The following is a 23891-nucleotide window of genomic DNA, read 5'->3' on the forward strand; positions in this document are numbered from 1 at the left end:
CGTTATTCGTTGTTACATTTTCCTAAACGATTTAATGCACTCATGGCAATAGTCCGCACTCTATTGTGGTATTCCTTTTTATGAGCGGACAATTCCGTATTCAACAATGTTTCACCAGCGTCTTCATGGATATTGGAAATAAAGGCATAAGCTTCCTTACAATCCACATCAGTAACAACTTTGGCTAATGACGATTCAAATCCTAAAAGACAATTGTGTACTTGGGATTTAATGGGGTCCATATCGCTTAAGATAATCACTTCATGGTCATTCAAGGCATCTTGAGTATTGTCCAACAGCACTTGATTGACGTTGCTGTCAATGGAGTCCTGTTCAAAAACTTTTAATACTTTGCTTCCAATCTCCAAATTTTCCAAAGCTGTATGTAGGTATCGTTTAGATGAAGAAAATGACTTTGCTTTTGTAGCATCCTTTAAATAGAACAAAGCAGCTTCTAAACTCTCTATTGTACCATTACAACCACAATCCACAAAATTGGCTCTGGTTTTTTCTATACTATTCAAAGCTTTAAAGGCATGGTATTTAGACTGCTCATAGTTATCAGCACCTATAGCAGCTTCAGTCTTGATTTTTATGTAATCAAGATTGGCGTGTGCGTATTCGCAAGCACTTCGGGAGATAAAGGAAGACAATATCAAGAGGCTGACAATGCCCAAGATAAAGACTATAAGTAGGATAACCTTTCTTGTTTTCATAACGCTAGATTTGGGATATTGCGTCTTATGTTTCCTACGAATTTAGAGGAAGAGTCCGCTAACGGTAAAAAAAATCGATAAAAAACGAACTTCTACTACGAAATGACCTTAGTATCGATGAATGGCACTTTTTGGTCGATGGTTGAAGTAATGCGCAAAAACAACTATATTCATTCCCATGGAAAACAGGGATTTAGACCAATATCGCATTCAAAAGGCCATAAAACTGCAGGAACGGCCTACCTACGAGGATTTCGGAAGTTCGAGTAAGGACCTTAAAAACAAATTGGAAGAAATAAGGGAGGAATTGGGCAAATTCCAAGATAAACTCTATGCCCATGGCAAGTATGGCGTACTCGTATGCCTTCAGGGCATGGATACGGCGGGCAAGGATAGTTTGATCAGGGAAGTTTTCAAGGATTTCAATGTGCGTGGCGTTACGGTGCATAGTTTTAAAGTACCTACGGAATTGGAACTGAAGCATGATTACCTCTGGCGACATTATATAGCCCTACCTGCTCGGGGAAAATTCAGTGTGTTTAACCGTACACATTATGAAAACGTATTGGTGACCAAAGTTCATCCCGGCTATATTTTAGGTGAAAATATACCTGGAGTCAACTCGGTTAACGATATCGATGAAGCATTTTGGGAAAACAGATACCGTCAGATCAATGACTTTGAACGACACATTGCTGAAAATGGCACTTTGGTGTTCAAGTTCTTTTTACATCTATCAAAAGAAGAACAGCGTCAGCGTTTGCTTCGAAGAATACGATTAAGAGAGAAGAACTGGAAATTTTCACCCGGTGATCTAAAAGAGCGAAAGCTATGGGATAAATACCAGGACTGCTACGAGTTGGCTATCAATAAAACCAGTAAGGAACATGCGCCTTGGTATGTTATTCCTGCAGACAACAAAAAAGCCGCCAGGGTAATCGTGGCTTCTATACTATTGGATGCGTTAAAAAAGTACAAAGATATTGAGGAACCAGAGCTTGATGACGAAATAAAAGCTAATTTAGAAACCTTCAAACAAGAACTAGAAAAAGAAAGCTAATGAGAACATCCCTACTCCTGATTCTTTTATTGATCTCTGCTACAAATTTTGCCCAATCTGAGGATGAAAAACAAATGAAGGCCATTTACGATTTGGCCTTGACCGAAGGAAAGGCCTATGATTGGTTGAACTATTTATCCAATCAAATCGGTGGGCGACTTTCAGGATCCGTGCAAGCACAACAAGCGGTGGATTATACTAAAGGACAATTGGATTCCTTAGGTCTTGACCGTGTGTGGTTGCAACCCGTGATGGTGCCAAAATGGGTTAGGGGTACTCCAGAGTTTGCATACATAGAAACAAAACCAGGTTTAACAACCAATGTCCCGATTTGCGCTTTGGGCGGTTCCGTGGCAACCCCAGATGGCGGCATCAAAACCAATGTGGTGGAAGTGCAAGGAATTGAGGATTTGGAAAAATTGGGTCGCGAGAAAATCGAAGGGAAAATTGTTTTTTACAATCGTCCGATGGATCCGACACAAATAAGTACATTTTCTGCCTATTCTGGTTGTGTAGATCAACGTTACTCAGGAGCTGCCGAAGCAGGCAAATATGGCGCTGCTGGGGTTATTGTCCGTTCTATGAACCTTCGTTTGGATGATTACCCGCATACGGGATCCATGAGCTATGGGGAAACACCAGTTGCTGAACGGGTTCCTGCAGCAGCAATTAGCACAAAAGGAGCTGAACTTTTAAGTGCAACCTTAAAGTTGAATCCAGCTATCAAGTTCTATTTTAAGCAAAATTGCAAGCAATTTGACGATGTGGAGTCCTATAACGTAATAGGGGAAATTAAAGGAACAATCCATCCAAATGAGATTATGGTGGTTGGTGGCCACTTGGATTCTTGGGATTTAGGTGATGGTTCACATGATGATGGAACGGGCTGCGTGCAAAGTATGGACGTGCTGCGACTATTAAAGGAAACAGGTTACAGACCTAAAAGAACTTTAAGAGTGGTACTTTTTATGAATGAAGAAAATGGTTTGCGTGGCGGTAACAAATATGCTGAGGTAGCGCGTGCAAAAAATGAAAAGCACGTATTTGCCTTGGAAAGTGATGCCGGTGGATTTACACCACGCGGTTTTTCATTTGATTGTTCCGATGAGAATTTGGCGCAGGTCCAAAGTTGGAAAAAATTATTTGAGCCTTATTTGATCCATTTATTTGTGAAAGGATATGGAGGAGCAGATATTGGACCATTAAAAACCGATGATTTGGTTTTGGCTGGTTTGGTTCCGGATTCCCAACGCTATTTTGACCACCACCATGCTGAAAATGACACCTTTGAGCACGTTAACCAACGCGAATTGCAATTGGGCGCTGCTTCTATGGCCAGTTTGGTGTATTTGATAGATAAATACGGAACGATTACTTCAGATAAAATAAAAGGGTAGTTTTTATTTCTACCCTTCTTTTTTTTTATTGAACAAGAGCTTTTTTGACTAAAGACCAGTAAGCAGATCAGCTATACAAACAATATCGCCTGGTACACCTTCACCGTGCCACTCAGGATCCCATTGAGTGAATTCAATATAGCAATTAGGATACTGAGTAAAATAACCTCCATAAAAGCATAAAGTGTGGGGACTCCAGATGTATCCGTCCCAATATTTCTTCTCACAAGGTCCATCATTGGAATTTGTTAATTGCAGCAAAGTATTGGAGTCCTTTTTTACCATTCCCTTTTTAACCGTATTGGATTGATGGTCAAAATACTCAAACACTTCCAATTCAGCGGATTCTAGGACTAAAGGGTCCACAGAGCTAATGGTAGCATTAAACTGATTTTGGCCTTCTTCTTGCGCTTCTTCAGTTGTATTGAAATCAAACTGAACCTGTTGTTTGGCCACTTTGAATACTTCAGGAGTGCTGACATCTTCTTGTGAGCAGGAAAAAGCGAATAGTGCGATTAGCACGATGAAAATAGGAAAATTGACTTGGGTTCTCATAAGTAAGTTTTTGGTTATAGTTAATTATTGAATTGATTACACTTTGGTATTAAAGGACTACTACAACATCCTTAAGGCAGAAATGCCAAGGATGCATATCATGTATTTTCCATTTATAACTGGAAAAGGTAACACTGCAATCAATAGTTTGCATAAATGATCCATAATAAAAGCAAAGGTCGTAGGGGTTGAAAACATAACCGTACCAGATTTCTGTCTCACAAGGTTCACCATTATCGGCCTCTAATTTTGAGGAGGTTCCTATTTTAGCAATACCTTCCACATACGTGTTCGTTTCGTGGTCAAAATACGTGAAGACCTCCAATTCCTCGGATTCAATAGCCAATGGGTCTATAGAGACGATGGTCGCATTAAATTCATTTTGGCCTTCTCCTAATGATTCTTCAGTTGTATTGAAATCAAACTGGACCTGTTGTTTGGCTACTTTGAATTCTTCAGGGTTGCTGACATCTTCTTGCGAACAGGATAAAACGAATAGCGCGATTAGCGCAATGAAAATTGGAATTTTGATTTGGGTTCTCATAAGCATTGAGTTTTAAAATTTAAGTTAGACATAAAGTGAACCTTACATTCGCTTGGATGCAGGCAGTACTACGTAATAAAATCTTTTCAGTGAAGAACATTAGCTACATCTGAAAGACAAAAAACAGGTGATTGAAATGGATAGGTAAAGAAAATAAAATTACAATCAGGAAATACCTTATAATAACCTGAATGAAAGCATGATGTTTGAGGGTTAAACAAATATCCAGGTATTGTCTCTTCTTCACAAGGTTCACCATTATCGGCCTCTAAATTTGAGGAGGTTCCTATTTTAACAACACCTTCCACATGGGTGTTCGTTTCATGGTCTAAATAGGTGAAGATCTCCAATTCTTCGGATTCAATAACCAATGGGTCCACAGAGCTAATGGTTGCATTAAACTGATTTTGGTCTTCTTCTTGCGGTTCTTCAGTTGTATTGAAATCAAACTGGACCTGTTGTTTAGCCACTTTGAATTCTTCGGGATTGCTTACTTCTTCCTTGGAGCAGGATAAAGCAATTAGCACGACTAGCGCAATAAAAATTAGAATTTTGATTTGGGTTCTCATAGTTTGATATAGTATTAGAATGAATAAAAAATACTTGAGTTACGCTTCAGGAAGAAAGAATGTTGAAAGACATATTTCATGCTTTAGTTTTTCCGCGGTGTAGGGATGGAAATGGATGGTACAATCTGGCCATTGACTCCAGACACCAAATACAAAACAATTTTTATTCAAGTCGTACTTATAACCTTCTTCAAACTGAAAACCGCAAGGTTTGTTACTTGCAGGAGTTAAGTTAGGAAAGCTGCCTTTAGGCACAATACCTGCCATGAGCTCATCAGAACCATCGCCAGAAACTTGAAACGCCTCCAATTCTAAAGAATAGATAATCAGAGGATTGATGGAAATGACGGTTACATCAAAGTGATTTTGGCCTTCTTCTTGGTATTCTTCCGTTGTATTGAAATCAAACTGGACCTGTTGTTTAGCCACTTTGAATTCTTCGGGATTGCTGACATCTTCTTGTGAGCAGGATGAAGCGATTAGCACAACTAGCGCAATAAAAAGTCGAATTTTGATTTGGGTTCTCATAAGCTTTGTGGTTTAAAATTTAAGTTAAACATATAGTGAGCCTTACATTCGCATGGATGCAGGCAGTACTGCGTTATAAAATCTTATGAGGTTGTACTATCCCTTGAGGTACTGATGGGAATAGCGTGGAATAATGCTAAACCTAGTGAAATTGTGGGTAAAGCAAAAATTGATGCTAAAAACAGCCGTAATTAAATGTTTGCAATTGGATAACAAACATGGCGATTCGGATTTTTCCAAAAGCAACATGGTGATAAAATATGGAAAGCTATACCCTTGATGTTAAGTTGTTTTTAGCGCATGTTAGACTTATTTACCCCAATTAAATCCCGTACCTTTGCAGCCTTAATTTTGAAGAATCGAGCAGTCGATTAACTAAATATTCTAGAAAAATGCAAGACGGAATCTACGCAAAATTCAATACCACCAAAGGTGAGATTTTGGTAAAACTCACACACGATAAAACTCCAGGTACTGTGGGTAATTTTGTTGCCCTAGCGGAAGGGAACATGGAAAACAGTGCAAAACAACAAGGGAAACCTTATTACGATGGATTGAAATTCCATAGGGTTATCGCCGATTTTATGATTCAGGGTGGTTGTCCTCAAGGAACCGGAACAGGAGACCCAGGTTATAAATTTGATGATGAATTTCATCCAGAATTAACCCATGAAGGACCAGGTGTGTTATCTATGGCCAATGCTGGACCAGGTACCAACGGAAGTCAGTTTTTCATTACCCATGTTGCCACACCCTGGTTGGATAACAAGCACACGGTTTTTGGACATGTAGCACACGGTCAGGAAGTAGTGGATGCCATTGCCCAAGGAGATTCCATAGAAACTCTTGAAATTGTAAGAGTAGGCGGCGAGGCAGAAGGATGGAATGCCATTGAGGCATTTAGAACGTTTGAAGGTGCGCGCGAAAAACGAATTGCTGAAGCTAAAGCAAGAGCAGAAGCTGAAATGGAGAAATTGGCTGCTGGCTTTGAAAAAACAGAAAGTGGATTGCGTTACCAAATGATTCAAAAAGGAAGTGGTGCACAAGCCGAGAAAGGGAAAACAGTTTCCGTACATTATGAAGGCAGCTTAACCAATGGTCAGGTTTTTGATTCTTCTTATAGCAGAAACCAACCCATTGATTTTACCTTAGGTGTTGGTCAAGTTATTCCAGGTTGGGATGAAGGAATTGGTTTGTTGAAAGTAGGAGACAAAGCGCGTTTTGTAATTCCATCCAATTTGGCTTATGGTAGTGCAGGCGCTGGTGGTGTAATTCCCCCTGATGCTACCCTGATATTTGATGTTGAATTGATGAACGTTAAGTAATCAAATCAGTAGAATAGAAAAGAAAAAGCTTCCTTTTAGGAAGCTTTTTTTATTTTGAACGATTCACGCTTATCAATAATAAGCAGAAATTAAGGGCTATCAATAATAGCAGTACGGTAAAAAATGTGCCCATAGTTAATGGTTTTAGCTATTCAGATTGTGTTTTCGTCTCGGTTGAATAACAATTGAACGAAGAAATACCCTACTATATTGTGTTATTTTTTTTGACTATTGACGCTGATTAAAATCAGGGCCAAGTTAATCGCCAATAAAATGGAAAGAATAACAAAAAAAGTATTCATGGAAATTTTGTTTAATGGTTTTGGGGAACGGTGTTTGTTTAATCTTTAGATTAATTACACCAAATAGGTTGCGTATTGGTTAAACAAAATTTTAAACAAAAAAACCCGAGATATTATCTCGGGTTGCATATAGAAAGTAATTACTTGTCCTATTCGATAACTTGTACGTTAACGGCGTTCATTCCTTTTTTACCTCGTTGTAATTCAAATTCTACAACGTCACCTTCTCTTATTTCGTCAATTAAGCCAGAAATGTGTACAAAGTGATCTGTGTTTGAACCATCTTCAGTGATAAAGCCATAACCTTTTGAATCATTGAAGAATTTAACTGTTCCTTTACTCATTTTATTATATTAAGATTATTGAGCCGCGAAGGTAATACTAAATTACCTGACACTGGAGGGTTTACAATAATTTAATCTAAGCTTAGTCTAAAACCTACAATTGAATTTTTAAAAACTGATGGTACTTAGCAATGAAAAGTCTACAGAATCCTCCAAGGCATTTAATTGAAATTGGAACAATCCCGTTTCCCCGATTGCAATTAACAGATCACCATTGATGATTACGTCAAACGCCTTTTTATCAATTGCCTTTACCAATTTGGAATTCGAAGGGTCACTTACATCAAATACCTTGATCTCATCGTCGCACACAATTAGGTAATTACCATAAAGGCCCAATCCACGTGGAAATATCAAATTCCTACTACTTACCAGTATTGGGTTTGTGACATCCGTTACATCATAGATTTCCAAAAGATTGATGTCATTACCGCAAAAAGTATCGGAATGTAGGGTTACAAAAGCATGAGTTGCATTTGCCACCACAGGATCACAAGCCGTAAAATGTTCCACATTGGATAGTTTTTCAGGAAATTCAGGGTTATCCAAACTGTAGATGAACATACCTGTCCTAGAACCGATGTACAAGTAATTTCGATAACTAAAGAGAGTTTCAATACCAAAGCCAATATTCATTTTATTTACGAATACGGGTTGCAATTGCTCGTCCAAATTGAAAACTTGCAAGTCAAATTCATCAACAACGTATAGATAATTTCCTTTCAATGTAAAGGTTGCCAAAGACCCACCTTGTCCGTCTACAGTGGGACCAGCATTTTCATCAGAACTGGAGGAATCGCTGCTGCAGGCGAATACAACCAAGAATATCAAAAAACTGCATAATGCTATTATTTTCTTCATGGCTAATCGTTTTTAAGGTTCCAGTTTACTACTACGCTGTTTTCAGGAACGTCATATGGGTAGTAACCGTCTGGTGAAATCAATTCTGGAAAGGTTTCCTTGACGCGTTTAGTCACGGAGATGGTGCTAAGGTCAGGACTCAATTGGGCAGCTATGAGGTCCGTGGCCTGGTTGATGTAAAGCGCATTGTTCCGGATTGCCAAATCAGTTGCTCCAGGCACGCTGATAAATTTGATTTTTATTGGGTTTTGAGGATTGCTATTATCAAAAACATGAAAGCCTTCACGGATTTCATTTATAAATAATAGATTTTCTTTAATATAGATTTTACCAGAGCTGTAAATGGGTTTCGGGTTTTCCAAGGCGATGGAATTTTCCAACATTTCCCTGGAAAGGTAAACAGGTTCGTACTGCGAATAGTCAAAGGGCTCGATGGTATCATCGATATCGTCACTATACCACCAACACGATTGTAGTAATAAGACAATGACCAACCCCAATTTTGAGAAGTTCTTCATGGTTAATGTTTTAGAATAAGATTTGGGGTAGGGGTTATATTGCGTGTTCCCAAGTTAAAAAAAAGTTATTTATACAAAAAAACCTCCTAAAAGGAGGTTTAAAATTGTTTTGAGATTCGATTTATGACACGGTAGGGTCTGGTGTCAATCGCAAATACGGTTTTACCTCTTCAACACCCTTACTGAACATTTCTCTTGCTTCGATTGTTGGAATAGCTGGACTAACAACCACCTTTTCTCCACTTTCCCAGTTGGCTGGCGTAGCTACTTTATGATAGGCTGTAAGTTGCAGCGAATCCACCACACGCAGTAATTCATAAAAATTTCGTCCAGTGGAAGCAGGGTAAGTCAAAATCAGTTTGATTTTCTTGTCCGGCCCTACAATAAAGACTGAACGTACAGTTAGCGTATCATCCGCATTGGGGTGTATCATATCGTACAGATCAGAGACTTTTCGATCCTCATCAGCGATTATTGGGAAATTGATCTGTGTATTTTGGGTTTCGTTGATGTCCTTGATCCATTCAGCATGGGAAGCTGCTCCATCCACACTTAGCGCCATCATTTTTACGTTTCGTTTGTCAAACTCTCCCTTGAATTTTGCAGCAGTCCCAAGTTCGGTTGTGCAAACAGGTGTAAAATCCGCTGGATGCGAAAATAGAATCCCCCATCCTTCACCGAGGTATTCATAAAAGTTTAAGGTTCCTTGTGAAGTTTCAGCCGTAAAATCAGGGGCGGTATCGCCTAATCGTATAGTTGCCATATGTTTTTGTATTAATCGATTGATAAATTGTTTTTTACAAAGTTAGGGCAATGTCAATCCCAATATTTTTAATGGCGTTAAAAGTGTATTAAAGTTTATGCAGCTGTCTATTTAGGACTATTTCTGTTCAAATCCTGGGTAAAAGTTTTCTAATTTTATGCTATGGAAGAACAAACTTTGGAACAACTCAGATACCCTATTGGGACATTTAATGCCCCTGAAACAATTGGCCATGAATTAATTGCTGATTGGATAGCAATTTTAGAACATTTACCTGCTCGACTTGAGCAAATGGTCACACCCTTATCCGAGGAACAATTGGAAACCCCATATAGACCTGAAGGATGGACGGTTCGCCAATTGGTACATCATATTTCGGACAGTCACCACCATAGTTATATCCGATTTAAATGGGCGCTTACCGAAGATAATCCAATGATAAAACCTTATTTTGAAAAGGAATGGTCCAACTTGTTCGATGCGAAAACTGCTCCAATTCAAATGTCTTTAGATCATTTAAAGGCGGTACATGCTAAATTGGTGTATTTGTTGAAAGGACTCTCTGATGATGCTTTGCAACGGAAATTCACCCATCCTGAAGGTAACACGGAAACTACCTTAAAAGAAAATATTGGAAGGTATGCCTGGCATGGAAGTCATCATTTTGCCCATATAGAAAATCTAATCAAAAGAGAAGGTTGGTAATCAAAGTTGTTTTGTGAGTACCCACATGGGTTTTTCTTCGGGAATAGCCCCGGGAATTTGTAGCTCACTTTCTTTTTTTATCTCAAACCCGTTTTTGAGATAAAACTTTATGGGACCTCCTTTCTGCATGGTGTCCAACCAAAGGATATTTTTGTTTAACTTCCGTGCTTTTTCACTGATCAGATCTAGGATTTGCTTGCCCAAACCTTTACCGGAATAGGCATGTAGCAGATAGATTTTTTGGGCTAACAAGGCGTCCTTAGCCTGGTATTCATCCAATGGAGCGTCAAGAACCAGTTTTACAATTCCAGCAATTGCTTCACCATATTGTACAAGATATAACTGAAGATTTGGATTTTCCATGTCCTTTTCAACGATTGTACTGGTAAAACTTCTACTGATATAAGGGTATGGGTCATTCCGTTCCCATAAATGCAAATAATGTTCTTTATAGGATTGTACACCAACGGAAATGTAAATTTCCATGTTGGTTTTGTTGACAGGTATAAGATTTAATTTCATATAAAACTATTCACCACCCTCAGGTCCGTAAAACATTACCCAAGTAGCAAAATCATCAGTAAAATTTTCAAATCGATGTTCACGGCCTGCTGGCACAAATAGAAAGTCACCTGGCCCAATATCAGTGCGAACATCACCATTTTGAAATTCACCGGTGCCAGAGATAACCACATAAACTTCATCTCGTGTATGTGGTTGTTGCAGATCTATTTTCTCTGGTTTATAGATTTCCACTTCAAGCGTACCGTGTGTAAATAGTTTTTTAAATGGACTTTCTTGCTTTTGCAATGCATTCAAAGCGTCTTCCGTTGATATTCTCATTTCCATTTGATATTACAACCAATACTTGGTTTTTGTTCAGAACTAATTTTGTCGCCAGCCAGTAGGGCGTCCATAGCGTTTCTTAAGTCTAACCCGGTCAATGGAAGCCCATTCCCAGGTCTTGAATCGTCCAATTGCCCTCTATAAACCAATTTGGTATCACCATCGAATAAATAAAAATCTGGTGTACATGCAGCATCATAGGCTTTTGCCACTTCTTGGGTATCGTCATAGAGATACGGAAAAGAATAGCCTTCCCGCTTTGCTGTGATCTTCATTAGGTCTGGAGCATCATCAGGGTAATTGATTACGTCGTTGCTTGATATAGCCACGAATCCAATACCTTTTTCTTGATATTCTTTACCGAGGTTAACCAATTCTGGGTTCACATGAATCACAAAAGGGCAGTGATTGCAGATAAACATGATTACAGTACCAGCTGTTCCCTTTACATCTTCTAAAGAAACAGTGGTGTCAGAAACGGTATCGTATAAATCAAAATTTGGGGCTGTTGTGCCTAATGCCAACATATTGCTAGGTGTCCTCGCCATTATCTAATTTGTTTTAATTGTATGAAATTAATGGACTTTATCCACAATTGAAAGAATCCTGTATATTGTAATGCAAACACCAACTTATTGGAACAAATAATAGATAACGTTCATATCAATTTTGATGCGAAATCCCTTTGGATTTTAAACCTTGCTTTGGCATTGGTCATGTTCGGGATAGCTTTGGAAATCTCAATACAGGATTTCAAACGATTGCTAAAAACCCCGAAACCTGTATTAACTGGGATTGTTTGTCAATTTTTACTTCTACCTATAATCACATTTCTGTTGGTTACAATTGTTGAACCACTACCTAGTATAGCATTGGGCATGTTTATGGTAGCAGCTTGTCCTGGGGGTAATGTTTCTAATTTTTTTACGCATTTGTCCAAGGGCAACGCCGCACTTTCCGTTACATTAACTGCAATTGCAACCTTACTTGCGATTGTAATGACCCCCTTTAATTTGAGTTTTTGGGGAGGCATGTACGGACCTACAGCCTCTATTTTACAAGAAGTATCCATTTTTCCCTTGCAAATGATAAAACTTGTTGCACTGCTTTTGGGCGTGCCATTGCTATTAGGCATGTTGGTTAATCAATACCGTCCCAAATTGGCAAAAAGACTGGCCAAGGGGTTTAAAATTGGATCATTATTGTTCTTTGTTGCCCTTGTTTTCCTTGCGCTTTATAACAATAGGGATATTTTTATGGAATATGTATTCTACGTTTTTTGGCTAGTGGTCATCCATAATTTAGTTGCTTTATTGACAGGGTTTTCGGTTGGCAAAATCATGCGGTTTTCTTCAGAAAATGTAAGATGCCTTACCATTGAAACAGGTATACAAAATAGTGGCTTGGGATTACTTTTGATTTTCACCTTTTTTGACGGTTTGGGCGGAATGGCATTATTGACAGCATTCTGGGGGATATGGCATTTAGTGTCTGGACTGGTAATGGGTATGGTTTGGGGTTCAAAACCCGTAGAAAAAGAAGAACTGGTTTGAAACAACTAGGCTACCAAGTTTTAAAACTGTGGGTCAAATTTGGCTTGTACTGCTACTACAAGAAAATCAATGTAACGGGAATGGGGCATATTCCCAAAGACAAACCTGTACTACTGCTTTCCAATCATCAGAACGCATTGATGGACGTTCTTTTGGTTGCAACTCATTTGGAACGTAAACCTTGGTTTATAACCCGTTCAGATGTATTTAAAAGTGGATTATTAAAGTCGCTTTTCGAATATTTACAAATGCTTCCGATTTATCGCATTCGCGATGGAAAATCCCATTTGCATAAGAACAACGCAATTTTTGAGAAATGCGGAACACTTTTGACCCATAAAGAACTAATCCTCATTTTTCCTGAAGGGAACCATAGTTTAAAGCGTAAGGTAAGACCATTGAGTAAGGGATTTACTCGGTTGATCTCAGAAGCATATCAGCAAAATCCCGATTTGGATCTAATGCTTGTGCCAGTTGGGCAGAACTATGCCAATCCTCAAAGGGTAGGAGATGCAGCATTGGTAAATGTTGGTAAACCAATAGCGGTTGGGAATTATGTGGATACTAAGGTATTTATTACGGAACTCAAACAAAAGGTATTTGATCAACTATGTGAACTCACCACACATATCCCGGAAGCGAATTATGATTCCGTAGTTTCGGAAATTGGAGCTAATGGTAATCATTTTTTGAATTCAGAGCGAATTAATAGCGCGATTGCCAATAAGGATTTAGCCTCCCTAAAGCCTAATAGGACTAATAAAAAAAGAACGCTTAATAGGGTATTATTTGTTTTATGGAACTTCCCTTGGATCCTGCTATGGCGAACCTTGATAAAGCCCAAAGTTCCTGAGCCAGAATTTGAAGCAACTTTTCGGTTTGGGTTTGCACTTTTGGCTTATCCCTTAATTTACATTCTATGTTTTCCTGTATTGCATGCCAGTTTGGGATGGACGCTTAGTATACTTACTTTGTTACTACATTATTTGACAAATATTCTAATGGTAAAGCTGGCCAATATTAATTTATAATATTATACTATTGATCATTGTTTTCAATAGATACCAGTTTGTCTTTCAACGTCAATAGTGAATTTTTTATAGTATTCGATTCAATCTTTTTTTCCAAAAGGTCAATTTTTTGGATAGTTTTAGAATAGTCCCCTTCTGGATTCATTTCTACAAGCTTGTTGAAGTAAATACTAATACCTTCAGAATACACTCTTTTCCCTTCTTCAGAATATGCATTTTCATTGTTTAATTCATTAAGGTAAAGTGAGAAGTTATCTATTAGTGTTTCAATATTATTTTTAAGATGAAATTGAACTTTACGATCTGACGGATCTAACGAATTTGCCAATATTTCATCGTTTCCTAATTTGAAATAAACTAGTTGAAGACCAAGTCCGAATTGCCATACTTTAAGTAATTCTTCATCATATAGATATTTGTCTTGAACATTTCTGCCTTGATATATTTTTTGCATATCCTTCCAAACATTAAAAAAAGATTCTGCAACATTGTTTTTGTATTTAAGACCTAATTCTTTATCATAGAGTACTATTTCATAGTTTCTATGGTCTGTAAGCTTTTCAATAATTAACCTTGTACTTGGGTTGGAAAAAGAAGGTAGTTGTTCGTCAACTTCGTAACCATAGTTTAATTCTAACACTACTTTTTTATAATCTTCAACATCCCAGTATCTTTTATCCAGAGGGAATTGATGTTTTTCCTGGTTGCAACTAATTATTGCTGTCAGAATAAAAACTATGGAATAAATGAATTTTTTCATCTTGTTTTTGGTTTGATTCTAGGATTCTTAAATTTTTCAAGTAAAAGTAGTAAACTATCTATCTTCTGTTCATACCTTTTTTGTTCGGAAAACACATAGCTATGAAATGTATCGAAATCATATTTTTTCTGAAAATTCCTTTCTTTTAACCAAATGTCACCTACTATTTTATCTATATCATTTTTAGTTGGATTCTTTAACACACTTACCAATTTTCTAGCCTTCCTAGCGTACAATTCTGTAACCTTAAAATGGTACAATTCGTGTTTTAGTAAGTCAGGACTATTCGTTGCATTGTTATAAACATATGATCTGGAAGGATGAAAAAAAGATTGAATTATAATGTAATCCTCATGGTATTTTAACTCAATAGAAGTGACTATATAGGCGTATCGTTCATTACCGTAAAGTGTTTTTTTAAAAAATTCTAAACCTCTAAAATTTTCAAATGAGATTTCCTCAATTCTATCATAAGGGATTGGTTTTTCATAATCAAGAAAGTTAATTCTGATCAATACTAAGAAAATTACCAGTATAGGAGTTAAAATTATTAAGCTTACTCTTAATGCTTTTTTTAATTTTTTATAAGGTAATTGATTACCTTTTTTCTTTTCCTTGATTACAATTGATAATTGGAAGAAAACTGGTGAAAAATATATGGCTAAGACTAAAACTACAATTAAAACATCATTCATAGTTTGTTAGACAAAATTGTATCCATGTTACTTAACCAAACAATTAAATCATCAAAATCGTGATTTGATTTTGTAAAAAACAAATTATTTGAAGATTGAATAGATACTAGTTACCGCTTTTGCATTATTAGTTAATTCTTCAAATAACGCTCAGGAATATCTTTTCCTTCGTCTTTGCTCATGGCCCAAACCATATTGGCAATCCACCAACGGCCGTCAGAATAAATCATCTGGTAACTCCCCACACCAAAGCCTTTTTGGTTTTCAGAATCAATGCCAGAAAAGCTCTGTATAACTTGTGCTATGCCATTGTATTCCTCAACAATTGACCCAGTAGGGCCTTCATAATAGCCTTTGCTGTAGTATTCATCGGTAAGCATTTCTGCAAAAGTCTCAAGATCCATGGTTTCATGGGCGGTAACACCATCTTCCTCACCCACCACCGTAAATCGGGCAGTGGGCAGGAACAAAGTCTTGAAATATGCAGTGTCTATCTTTTGACCTGCTTCAATGGAGATTATTTTTTGGGTTTCCTTGGCTAAGGAATTTGGGTCTTGGAAAACCTTGTTATTTTGGGCATAAACCAAAGTTGTGCCGAGAAAAATCAACAAAAATCCAAAAGTTGAAGCAGTGCGCATAGTTTTATTTTTACATCATTTGACCAAAGAAAATAGCATTCATGAGCAATTTGTTTGTGCCATACCAGAATGCTCTGAAGTTGGTGTTGTCCGTAAATAGGATTACTCGTCCCTTGCCCATTCTTTTCACTTTGAAAGGAACACTGTTTTTGATTAGTTCATTATTCTCCTCGGAAATATAGCCACTTTGCAAAGGGTCATTGGTATATTGGATTGGATTATCATAACTATTCTTCTCAGGTTTCAAGTAAATATTGGTATTCCTGAACAGTGATAGTCTATCATTTTTATACCCATAGTTAATCGGATGGGAGCGATCAATTTTGGCTTCAAAAATGGCACCACCTGTAACTTGTGCCCCTAGGAAATCATTTTTTTGGTCAAAACGAATGTTCTTCGCTTCCAATGTGTCCGATTTGGTTTCAAACTTGATGAATTCATTCTTTTGGAGCCAGTTTACGGCATTTCTGTATCCAATTACTGTTCCACCATTTTGCACCCAGGATTTTATCTTTTTAGCCCCGTTCGCATCCAACAGATTATTGTTCCAGCCGCTAGGTAAAATTAAGTCGGTGTAGCTATCCAAATCCACATTATCAAAATACTTGGTATCTATTTTGGTGATTTTCATGTTATAGCGCGTATCGAACAAATGCCATACCTCCCCAGCATCATATGAGCGAACCCCGTCACCAACCAAAATGGCAATTTTTTGCTTTTTGATAGGGTCAAAATCATTACTTCCTAAATCAATCCCTTGGGTCAATCCAGTAGAAACTGCATCAATTGAGATGCCACTTTCATTGGCGACTTTGGTCAAGAATTGATGCAAAGCATCCGCATCCAATTTCTGATTTTGAACAGGAACCATAATGGTTCCGTAATCGTAAGACTTTCCAGCTAATGTAAATGGTGTTTTTGCCGTCTTTGCCCTTAGCCCTTTTTGAAGAATTTGGTTCAGCGCTTTAGGGGTATAATATCCGTGCCATTCAAAAAGATAAGCATAGTTGCTTTTACCACTTACAGTGCCTTTTGGCTTTTCAAAATCGGTAACTTCACTGCCTGCATTGGCCAATGATGATAAATTGGCATAATCCAAATTGAAAGCTAGCGGAAAGGTCCAAGCGGATACATCGTAGAATAAACTATCTTGAAAAGCGGTCCGCTTTTCGAACATGGCTTGAATCAATCTAGGATTCTTTTGGTTCATAGGCACCACATAGCTAAAACCCTTTTTATAACTTTTCCCGGCTATGGTCACATCATTTGCCAATTCGTGGAATTTGATTTTGTGCCGTTTCAGGATTTCTGCCAGATGATAGGTCTTTGTTGCATCTTTGCTGTCGCCAAATACAATGGCTTTTGTTCTTTCCTTGCCAACTGCAGCCTTCATGTCCTTGTAATACTGTTGATGGTAATTCAATAGTTTGACACGCATGTTTTTAGCAGCTTCTACAGTGGATAGTGCCGTGGTAAACTGATTTCTAATTGTGAATGGAAACGTTAAGATGCCGTTTTCACTTTCTTGAATATGCCCCCGTGAACTACCTTGTTCAAACAGAATTCCAATACCGCCATTTACATCTGGGAAGGTGGATCCTTTTCCATAATAGTAATCGTCAAAGTTTTCCTCAGAATAGTAAAGTGAACCAATTTTATCCAATGCTTTGGCGTGGTAAGTTCCTATTTCCTTTGTCAATTCTTGATTGATTTTAGGTGTAAGTGGATTTACCCTTGATGGTTCACCTGGTTGAAAAAAGAAGGTGGAATTGGTGCCCATTTCATGATGATCTGTCAATATGTTGGGCATCCAATTATGGTAGGTGGCAATTCTAGCCCTACTTTCAGGTAATTGAACAGGTAGCCAATCCCTATTCATATCAAACCAGTAATGATTGGTTCTTCCTCCAGGCCATACTTCGTGGTATTCACGCTCGTTGCTGTCAGGGTTTAGATTAATGCTTTTATTGGTATTTGCCCAATAGGCAAATCGTTGTAAACCGTCTGGATTAAAACTCGGATCCAGCAAGATGACCATGTTTTCCAACATCGCCTCGATTTCTGCTCCTTGTGCTGCTGCCAAATAATAGGCATAGGCCAAGGCAGCATTGGAACCACTAGCCTCATTGCCATGGATGGAAAAACCTTGATATACCACAACCGGCATGTCAGAAGTGTCCATGTTCCCGCTTCCTTCGGACAATTGCACATGTTGCGTGCGTATTGTTTCCAAGTTCGCATGATTTTCAGGTGAGGTTACCGTGAGCAACACCAACGGACGTCCCTCGAAGGTGGTTCCACGATCCTCAATGGTAATCCGATCACTGGAATTTGCCAATTGCTGCATATAGTACACCAATTTATCATGGGTAACATGCCATTCGCCAACCTCGTGACCGATAACATCAGCTGGTTTTGGTATGTTGGGATTGTAGTTTAGTCCATCTGGAAGGTAATAGTCTAGACCGACAGTTTGGGCAGAAAGTGAGATTCCTAAACATAGGAACAACAGCAATTTGAAATGTTTCATGCAAGCGATTTTGAATTAGTCAGTGTTAAAAATAAAAAACGGCCTACTCACAGCAGGCCGTTTTAAGCTTTTTTTAAAAGAATTGTTTTAGATGTCATCAAAACTTACATCGGTAAAGTTAGCAGCCGAGCCGTTTTCACTGATACCATTTTCTTCTTCTTTCTTAAAATCACGTTGATGGCGTTCCGATATTACCTCTAATCCTTTCTCATCAATGATATAATCCATCATTTCCTCCATAATTTCCTTAAAAGCGGTAAAATCTTCTTTGTATAAATAGATTTTATGCTTCTTGTAATGGAAGGAACCATCGTCATGGGTAAACTTCTTGCTTTCGGTGATAGTTAGGTAGTAATCTCCGGCTTTTGTACTTCTTACATCAAAGAAATAAGTCCTTCTACCGGCTCTTAGGACTTTGGAAAATATTTCTTCCTGGTCCATAATATCTTTATCCCTCATGTGGTCAAGTGTGTTTAGTGCAATAGTGAATAATTCTACCAAAAATGTAAAAAAAAAGCTAATCCAGCAACTTTTTTCTCATTCTTTCTCAGAGAGTTGATTCAAGTAGAGTTCCTTATAGTACCCATCTGTATTATTCAGTTCACTGTGGGTTCCCTCTTGAATTATTCGACCGTTTTCCAATACAATGATCTTGTCTGCATTCTTGGCCGAAGACACTCTATGGCTAACAATGAGCGTGGTTTTGTTCTTGGAAACCTGCTTGAGATTTGTCAATATTTCTTCCTCAGTTTCTGTATCAACTGCGGATAAACAATCATCAAATAAATAGATTTGGGGATCTTTCAATAATGCCCTTGCAATTGATACCCGTTGTTTTTGTCCACCACTAAGTGTAATTCCACGTTCACCAAGTATGGTGTTATATTGGTTAGTGAATCCTTCAATGTTTTGATGCACGACAGCTTTCTTTGCGACATCGACAATTTCCTCAAAAGAAGCATTTTCGTTTCCAAATCGGATGTTGTTTTCAATGGTATCCGAAAAAAGAAATGCGTCTTGCGGTACGGCACCAATGCTACTTCTTAGACTATCCAGATTCAAATCCTTGATTTTTCTTCCATCTATTTCAATCGAACCAGACGAAGAATCATACAACCGCGCAACCAAATCCAGTATGGTGGATTTACCAGAACCAGTTTTTCCTAAAAACGCTACGGTTTCACCAGGGTTGATTTCAAATGAAATATTATCGAGAGCAGTGATGTTAGTGTCTTCGTAAGTGAATGTTACATTCTTAAAGTTTATTTTTCCCTCAATGGGCGTTGGGGCGTCCAGCTCGTTCTTAATTGCCGGCTCTTCCAATAAGAATTCGTTGATCCTCTTTTGGGAGGCCTCTGCACGTTGAATGATGGAAGTAAGCCACCCAACTATTGCCACAGGCCACGTAAGCATATTTACATACAGGATAAACTCAGCAATAATACCAATAGATTGAATTTCCCCATTGATAAACTGTCTTCCACCGATATAGATGACAAAGAGATTACTGATACCAATCAATAAAATCATTAAGGGAAAGAACCATGCATTGACTTTGGCTAAATCCATACTTGTATCTTTTCCTTCCAATGCCAAAGCATTAACCTCAGTATTAATTTGTGGTTCCAAACCATAGGCCTTAATCACTGCAACACCAGAAAATGATTCTTGGGTAAAGGTGGATAAGGTGCTCAAAAATTCCTGAACTCTTGTACTGCGTTTATGAATGATTTTACTGATTTGATAAATCAATACAGAGAGGATTGGAAGCGGAATCAAAGTGTAAGCCGCTAGTGACGGTGCCTTAATGAACATCAATGGAATGATACAGACGAACATCGTCAAAGTATTGATGCCGTACATAATAGCCGGACCCACATACATTCGAACCTGATTGATATCCTCACTTATTCGGTTCATTAGATCCCCAATACGATTCTTTTTGTAAAAATTGAGGTTCAGCAGTTGGTAATGATCAAATACCTCATTTTTAAGATCGTATTCAATATATCTGGAAACATTGATGATGGTTTGACGCATCAAAAATGTAAAAAGACCTGAAAGCAATGCCGCCCCTATGATGATAAGGATATATTCAAAAAGGGTGCTTTTTGCCTCCACTGCGGTCATCGTCTCTCCTAAATACGCCTCAAAAGTTTGCAAGGTCTTGTTCACATATGAAGGCATGATTAGCGAAAACACCCGGGCAATTACGGTAATGATAATCCCGATGAGCAGTTTAAACCAATATTTTTTGAAGTATTTGTTTAGGTATTTAAGTTCCTTCATAGGAGGGTTTGGCAGTGGATTTATTGTGACAATTCAGCAAATATAGCCGATACACCACAAAGTAAATGTTATAAAACTGATAAGAAAACAAGTTTGGTAGGTTGGATGAAAATATAAGATTACTTTTGCGCAGTAAAAGCCAACAAACGACTTTAAAGTTCTTTTAAATGCTTACTAGAAGGCATATCAGAGTAAAAGTGATGCAGTGCATATATGCATTGATCCAATCCAAGGATGATTCTTTGGAAAAGCAACAGAAATTCCTGAAAATCAGTATAGATAACATGTATGTGCTCTATTTGCTGGTGTTGAGCTTATTGGTTGAGATACACCGATTGGCAGAGAAACACGTGCAGCACGCATCAAAAAAATATGTTGCTACTAACGACGACAAATACCCAAATCCGGAAAAGTTTGTGCAAAACCGATTGTTGGTTCAATTGGCCAACAACCAGTTGCTTCAAAATGAACTTGAGAAAAGAAAACTGAACAACTGGTACCTGAACGAGGAATACGTCAAAATCATCCACAAGGAAATTGTAGCAAGTGACATTTACAAAAGCTACATGACCACTGGGGACTCCAATTATGATTTGGACCGGGATGTCATTGTTCAATTGTTTAGGGAGATTATTGCTCCTAATGAAAAAATCTACGAGTATTTTGAGGATGATAAATTGACATGGGTAGACGATATACCGATTGTAAATACCTTTTTGGTGAAAAGGCTCAAAAAAGCTACTTCCAGTAGCAATGAGAGCTTCTTTTTGCCCGCATTGCTCAAAGACCAACAGGATATGACCTTTGCGAATGACCTATTGACAAAGACCTTGTTGAATGACGCAAAATGGGAGAAGGAGATAGAAGGTAAAACTCCCAATTGGGACAATGACCGTATTGCGGAAATCGATTCCATTATCCTGAAAATGGCCATATGCGAACTTTTGAATTTCCCATCGATTCCTGAAAAGGTGACATTGAACGAATACCTTGAAATTGCCAAGGAGTACTCAACACCAAAGAGTAGTATCTTCATTAACGGTGTGCTGGACAAGCTTGCCAAGGAGTATAAATCCTCAGGAAAATTGCAAAAAATGGGCAGGGGTTTACAGTAAACAATATTTGATTAATTTTGGACAAATAAATTTTTAGTATGAAAAAAATAACAACGATTTTAAGTTTGATCTTGACTGTTGGACTTGTAAGTGTTTCTTGCAAGGACAAGGCTGCTAACAAAGTAGTTGCCGATAATGTGGAGAATGCGTCCGACAGGGATGAAGCGCAAAAGCAGCTTCCTGTAATGAGCTTTGACAAGCAAGAGTATGATTTTGGTACCATTACTCAAGGTACTGCACAAGAAACAACCTTTAAATTCACCAATACTGGAAATGCTCCTTTGATCATCACAGATGCAAAAAGTAGCTGTGGATGTACAGTTCCAGAGTACCCAAAGAACACTCCAATTGCCCCAGGTGAGACAGGAGAACTTTTGGTTAAATTCAATGGGTCTGGGCAAAACCAGATTACTAAAACCGTTACGGTAACGGCCAATACCGAAAAAGGAACTGAATTGTTGCGTATCAAGGCGTTTGTAAATCCGCCAAATGCAGCACAAGCAGGACCTGTAAACTAGAACCAACAATCTACAATGGAAAACCTAGGACAGTTTTTACCTTTGATGCTCATCTTTGTGGTGGCTTATTTCTTTATGATTCGCCCTCAGATAAAGCGTCAAAAGGATGAGAAAAAGTTTGCATCTGAACTTAAAAAAGGTGATCGTATAATTACCAAAAGTGGACTTCACGGCAAGATTGTGGAATTAAATGACAAGGACTTTTCTTGTGTCATTGAAACCATGGCCGGCAAACTTAAGTTTGATCGCTCCGCTATTTCAATGGAAATGAGCCGAAAATTGGCTGCCCCAGCGAAAAAATAAGTTCTGCACAATACTATTGAAAAGCCCCTTGAGCATTTGTTCAAGGGGCTTTTTGTATTTTAAAGCAAAAATAACAACCATGGGCAATCGCAGACAATTCATTAGGCAATCTTCATTGTTAACAGCAGGACTAGGGGCATCTTTCATTTTTCCCACGGAATTATTGGGAGCTATTCGAAAGAATGTGAGTCCCAACGATAAGATTCAGGTTGGTTTAATTGGTTGCAAAGGGATGGGGTTTGCCAATCTTACTTCAATGCTGAAAAATAGCGAAGTTGAAATTGTAGCCTTATGCGATGTTGATAAGAATGTGCTGGCAGCAAAAACCGAGGATTTGTCCAAAGCAGGAATCAAAAAACCTAAATGGTATGGCGATTATCGGAAAATGTTGGAAGATAAAGATGTGGATGTCGCAATAATTGGTACACCGGATCATTGGCATTGCTTACAATTGGTAGATGCCATTGATGCCGGAAAAGATGTCTACTGCGAAAAACCGATAGCTAATTCCATTGCGGAATGTGATGCCATGTTAAACAAAGTGAATGCGAATGACCGAATGGTACAAATTGGACAATGGCAAAGAAGTCAACCGCATTTTGTGGATGCTATTGAATATGTGCATTCCGGTAAATTGGGACAAATACGATTGGCCAAAGCATGGGCCTACCAGGGTTGGATGCAATCCATACCGGTGGTTCCGGATAGCCCTGTACCGGCAGGTGTGGATTATGAAATGTGGTTGGGACCCGCACCAAAACGACCTTTCAATAAAAATCGCTTTCATTTTAACTTCAGATGGTTTTGGGATTATGCGGGTGGTTTGATGACCGACTGGGGAGTTCATCTAATTGATTATGCCTTGTATGGCATGAAAGCAACAAATCCCAAATCCGTAATGGCCATTGGCGGTAAATTCGCTTACCCAGATGACGCAGAGGAAACGCCGGACACCTTGCAGACGGTTTATGAGTTCGATAATTTTTCCCTCTTATGGGAACATGCCACAGGGATTGATGGTGGCAACTATGGCCGTGATCATGGCATTGCATTTATCGGAAACAATGGGACATTGGTTTTAAATCGAGGTGGTTGGGAGGTAATACCTGAAAATGACCGTCCACATTGGAGTGAGAACAAAGGTCCTAAAATTGAACCTGTTCCGCTGCAAACCGTTGAGGCAAGTGGATTGGATTTGCATACTGCTAATTTTTTAGAAGCAGTAAAAGCGCGGGATAAATCCCTGCTGAATGCTCCGATACAAGTTGGCTACGATACGGCAAGAGTTTGTCATATGGGCAATATTGCATTCAAAACGGGACAGCGAATCTTTTGGGATCCTGAAAACTCGAAATTCATGGAAGCTGAGGCAAATGCACTCTTGGCAAATGCATATCACAACGGCTGGAAGTTACCAACAGGATAA

Annotated in this window: 28 protein-coding genes; 10 read left to right on the forward strand and 18 right to left on the reverse strand. The window is 38.4% G+C overall.

Annotation, left to right across the window (positions count from 1 at the left end):
• Positions 1-2 precede the first annotated feature (2 nt).
• Positions 3-716: a hypothetical protein gene (locus M3P19_RS01645; RefSeq protein ID WP_249655873.1), complete on the reverse strand. Its 714-nt coding sequence runs from the start codon at positions 714-716 to the stop codon at positions 3-5.
• Positions 717-894: 178 nt separating this feature from the next.
• Between M3P19_RS01645 and M3P19_RS01650 the strand changes: the two genes are divergently transcribed.
• Together M3P19_RS01650 and M3P19_RS01655 are read left to right on the forward strand one after the other, a co-directional pair.
• Positions 895-1776 (forward strand): PPK2 family polyphosphate kinase, encoded by an 882-nt coding sequence (locus M3P19_RS01650; RefSeq protein WP_249655874.1) that lies wholly within the window; start codon positions 895-897, stop codon positions 1774-1776.
• Positions 1776-3173, forward strand: a complete 1398-nt coding sequence (locus M3P19_RS01655; RefSeq protein ID WP_249655875.1) for a M20/M25/M40 family metallo-hydrolase — start codon at positions 1776-1778, stop codon at positions 3171-3173. The genes M3P19_RS01650 and M3P19_RS01655 overlap by 1 nt, the downstream gene beginning before the upstream one ends.
• A 48-nt stretch (positions 3174-3221) precedes the next feature.
• On the opposite strand, the gene M3P19_RS01660 is transcribed toward M3P19_RS01655, so the two are convergent.
• From M3P19_RS01660 to M3P19_RS01675, 4 genes are all read right to left on the reverse strand, one after another.
• Positions 3222-3728, reverse strand: a complete 507-nt coding sequence (locus M3P19_RS01660) for a hypothetical protein (protein WP_249655876.1) — start codon at positions 3726-3728, stop codon at positions 3222-3224.
• 49 nt (positions 3729-3777) lie between these two features.
• Positions 3778-4272: a hypothetical protein gene (locus M3P19_RS01665; protein WP_249655877.1), complete on the reverse strand. Its 495-nt coding sequence runs from the start codon at positions 4270-4272 to the stop codon at positions 3778-3780.
• 86 nt (positions 4273-4358) lie between these two features.
• Positions 4359-4841 carry a hypothetical protein gene (locus tag M3P19_RS01670; protein ID WP_249655878.1) on the reverse strand — a complete coding sequence of 161 codons (483 nt, stop codon included), beginning with the start codon at positions 4839-4841 and terminating at the stop codon, positions 4359-4361.
• Between the two features lie 39 nt (positions 4842-4880).
• Positions 4881-5369, reverse strand: a complete 489-nt coding sequence (locus M3P19_RS01675; RefSeq protein ID WP_249655879.1) for a hypothetical protein — start codon at positions 5367-5369, stop codon at positions 4881-4883.
• 392 nt (positions 5370-5761) lie between these two features.
• Between M3P19_RS01675 and M3P19_RS01680 the strand changes: the two genes are divergently transcribed.
• Complete coding sequence (locus M3P19_RS01680; protein WP_249655880.1) at positions 5762-6694, forward strand: peptidylprolyl isomerase; 933 nt, start codon at positions 5762-5764, stop codon at positions 6692-6694.
• Positions 6695-7145: 451 nt separating this feature from the next.
• Here M3P19_RS01680 and M3P19_RS01685 read toward each other — a convergent pair whose 3' ends face one another.
• From M3P19_RS01685 to M3P19_RS01700, 4 genes are all read right to left on the reverse strand, one after another.
• Positions 7146-7340: a cold-shock protein gene (locus M3P19_RS01685; RefSeq protein ID WP_249655881.1), complete on the reverse strand. Its 195-nt coding sequence runs from the start codon at positions 7338-7340 to the stop codon at positions 7146-7148.
• A 108-nt stretch (positions 7341-7448) separates the two neighbouring features.
• Positions 7449-8201, reverse strand: a complete 753-nt coding sequence (locus tag M3P19_RS01690) for an LVIVD repeat-containing protein (protein WP_249655882.1) — start codon at positions 8199-8201, stop codon at positions 7449-7451.
• Positions 8202-8203: 2 nt separating this feature from the next.
• Entirely contained in the window at positions 8204-8719 is a 516-nt protein-coding gene (locus tag M3P19_RS01695) for a hypothetical protein (RefSeq protein WP_249655883.1), read from the reverse strand.
• 121 nt (positions 8720-8840) lie between these two features.
• Positions 8841-9482 carry a peroxiredoxin gene (locus M3P19_RS01700; protein ID WP_249655884.1) on the reverse strand — a complete coding sequence of 214 codons (642 nt, stop codon included), beginning with the start codon at positions 9480-9482 and terminating at the stop codon, positions 8841-8843.
• Between the two features lie 162 nt (positions 9483-9644).
• On the opposite strand from M3P19_RS01700, the gene M3P19_RS01705 reads away from it, so the two are divergent.
• The gene (locus M3P19_RS01705) at positions 9645-10187 is read left to right on the forward strand and encodes a YfiT family bacillithiol transferase (protein WP_249655885.1); all 543 of its coding nucleotides are present in this window, start codon (positions 9645-9647) and stop codon (positions 10185-10187) included.
• Here the strand turns inward: M3P19_RS01705 and M3P19_RS01710 are convergent, their stop codons facing one another.
• The 3 genes from M3P19_RS01710 to M3P19_RS01720 are packed head-to-tail and all read right to left on the reverse strand — an operon-like array spanning position 10188 to position 11581.
• Positions 10188-10709 (reverse strand): GNAT family N-acetyltransferase, encoded by a 522-nt coding sequence (locus M3P19_RS01710; RefSeq protein ID WP_249655886.1) that lies wholly within the window; start codon positions 10707-10709, stop codon positions 10188-10190.
• Between the two features lie 6 nt (positions 10710-10715).
• Positions 10716-11030 (reverse strand): cupin domain-containing protein, encoded by a 315-nt coding sequence (locus M3P19_RS01715; RefSeq protein WP_249655887.1) that lies wholly within the window; start codon positions 11028-11030, stop codon positions 10716-10718.
• Positions 11027-11581, reverse strand: coding sequence for a thioredoxin family protein (locus tag M3P19_RS01720; RefSeq protein WP_249655888.1), 555 nt, complete (start codon positions 11579-11581; stop codon positions 11027-11029). Before M3P19_RS01720 ends, M3P19_RS01715 begins: the two co-directional genes overlap by 4 nt.
• Positions 11582-11668: 87 nt before the next feature.
• On the opposite strand from M3P19_RS01720, the gene M3P19_RS01725 reads away from it, so the two are divergent.
• Complete coding sequence (locus M3P19_RS01725) at positions 11669-12586, forward strand: bile acid:sodium symporter family protein (protein ID WP_249655889.1); 918 nt, start codon at positions 11669-11671, stop codon at positions 12584-12586.
• Complete coding sequence (locus tag M3P19_RS01730; RefSeq protein ID WP_249655890.1) at positions 12511-13617, forward strand: lysophospholipid acyltransferase family protein; 1107 nt, start codon at positions 12511-12513, stop codon at positions 13615-13617. Before M3P19_RS01725 ends, M3P19_RS01730 begins: the two co-directional genes overlap by 76 nt.
• Positions 13618-13624: 7 nt before the next feature.
• Here the strand turns inward: M3P19_RS01730 and M3P19_RS01735 are convergent, their stop codons facing one another.
• The 6 genes from M3P19_RS01735 to M3P19_RS01760 form a co-directional block, all read right to left on the reverse strand.
• Positions 13625-14377: a hypothetical protein gene (locus M3P19_RS01735; RefSeq protein WP_249655891.1), complete on the reverse strand. Its 753-nt coding sequence runs from the start codon at positions 14375-14377 to the stop codon at positions 13625-13627.
• The gene (locus M3P19_RS01740; protein ID WP_249655892.1) at positions 14374-15072 is read right to left on the reverse strand and encodes a hypothetical protein; all 699 of its coding nucleotides are present in this window, start codon (positions 15070-15072) and stop codon (positions 14374-14376) included. Before M3P19_RS01740 ends, M3P19_RS01735 begins: the two co-directional genes overlap by 4 nt.
• Positions 15073-15203: 131 nt before the next feature.
• Complete coding sequence (locus M3P19_RS01745) at positions 15204-15710, reverse strand: hypothetical protein (RefSeq protein ID WP_249655893.1); 507 nt, start codon at positions 15708-15710, stop codon at positions 15204-15206.
• Positions 15711-15720: 10 nt separating this feature from the next.
• Positions 15721-18240 carry a M14 family metallopeptidase gene (locus M3P19_RS01750; protein ID WP_249655894.1) on the reverse strand — a complete coding sequence of 840 codons (2520 nt, stop codon included), beginning with the start codon at positions 18238-18240 and terminating at the stop codon, positions 15721-15723.
• Positions 18241-18327: 87 nt separating this feature from the next.
• Entirely contained in the window at positions 18328-18699 is a 372-nt protein-coding gene (locus tag M3P19_RS01755; RefSeq protein ID WP_249655895.1) for a PUR family DNA/RNA-binding protein, read from the reverse strand.
• A gap of 78 nt (positions 18700-18777) precedes the next feature.
• Positions 18778-20529: an ABC transporter ATP-binding protein gene (locus M3P19_RS01760; RefSeq protein ID WP_249655896.1), complete on the reverse strand. Its 1752-nt coding sequence runs from the start codon at positions 20527-20529 to the stop codon at positions 18778-18780.
• A 167-nt stretch (positions 20530-20696) separates the two neighbouring features.
• Here M3P19_RS01760 and nusB point away from each other — a divergent pair, with 167 nt between their 5' ends.
• The 4 genes from nusB to M3P19_RS01780 all read left to right on the forward strand — a co-directional run bounded on the left by nusB (position 20697) and on the right by M3P19_RS01780 (position 23891).
• Positions 20697-21644: a transcription antitermination factor NusB gene (gene nusB, locus M3P19_RS01765; RefSeq protein WP_249655897.1), complete on the forward strand. Its 948-nt coding sequence runs from the start codon at positions 20697-20699 to the stop codon at positions 21642-21644.
• A 38-nt stretch (positions 21645-21682) separates the two neighbouring features.
• On the forward strand, positions 21683-22162 hold the full coding sequence (locus M3P19_RS01770) for a DUF1573 domain-containing protein (protein WP_249655898.1): 480 nt from the start codon (positions 21683-21685) through the stop codon (positions 22160-22162).
• 15 nt (positions 22163-22177) lie between these two features.
• On the forward strand, positions 22178-22465 hold the full coding sequence (gene yajC, locus M3P19_RS01775) for a preprotein translocase subunit YajC (protein ID WP_249655899.1): 288 nt from the start codon (positions 22178-22180) through the stop codon (positions 22463-22465).
• A gap of 79 nt (positions 22466-22544) precedes the next feature.
• Positions 22545-23891 (forward strand): Gfo/Idh/MocA family protein, encoded by a 1347-nt coding sequence (locus tag M3P19_RS01780; protein WP_249655900.1) that lies wholly within the window; start codon positions 22545-22547, stop codon positions 23889-23891.

Origin of the sequence: Flagellimonas spongiicola (genome assembly GCF_023502425.1) — a bacterium.
GTDB lineage: Bacteria > Bacteroidota > Bacteroidia > Flavobacteriales > Flavobacteriaceae > Flagellimonas > Flagellimonas spongiicola.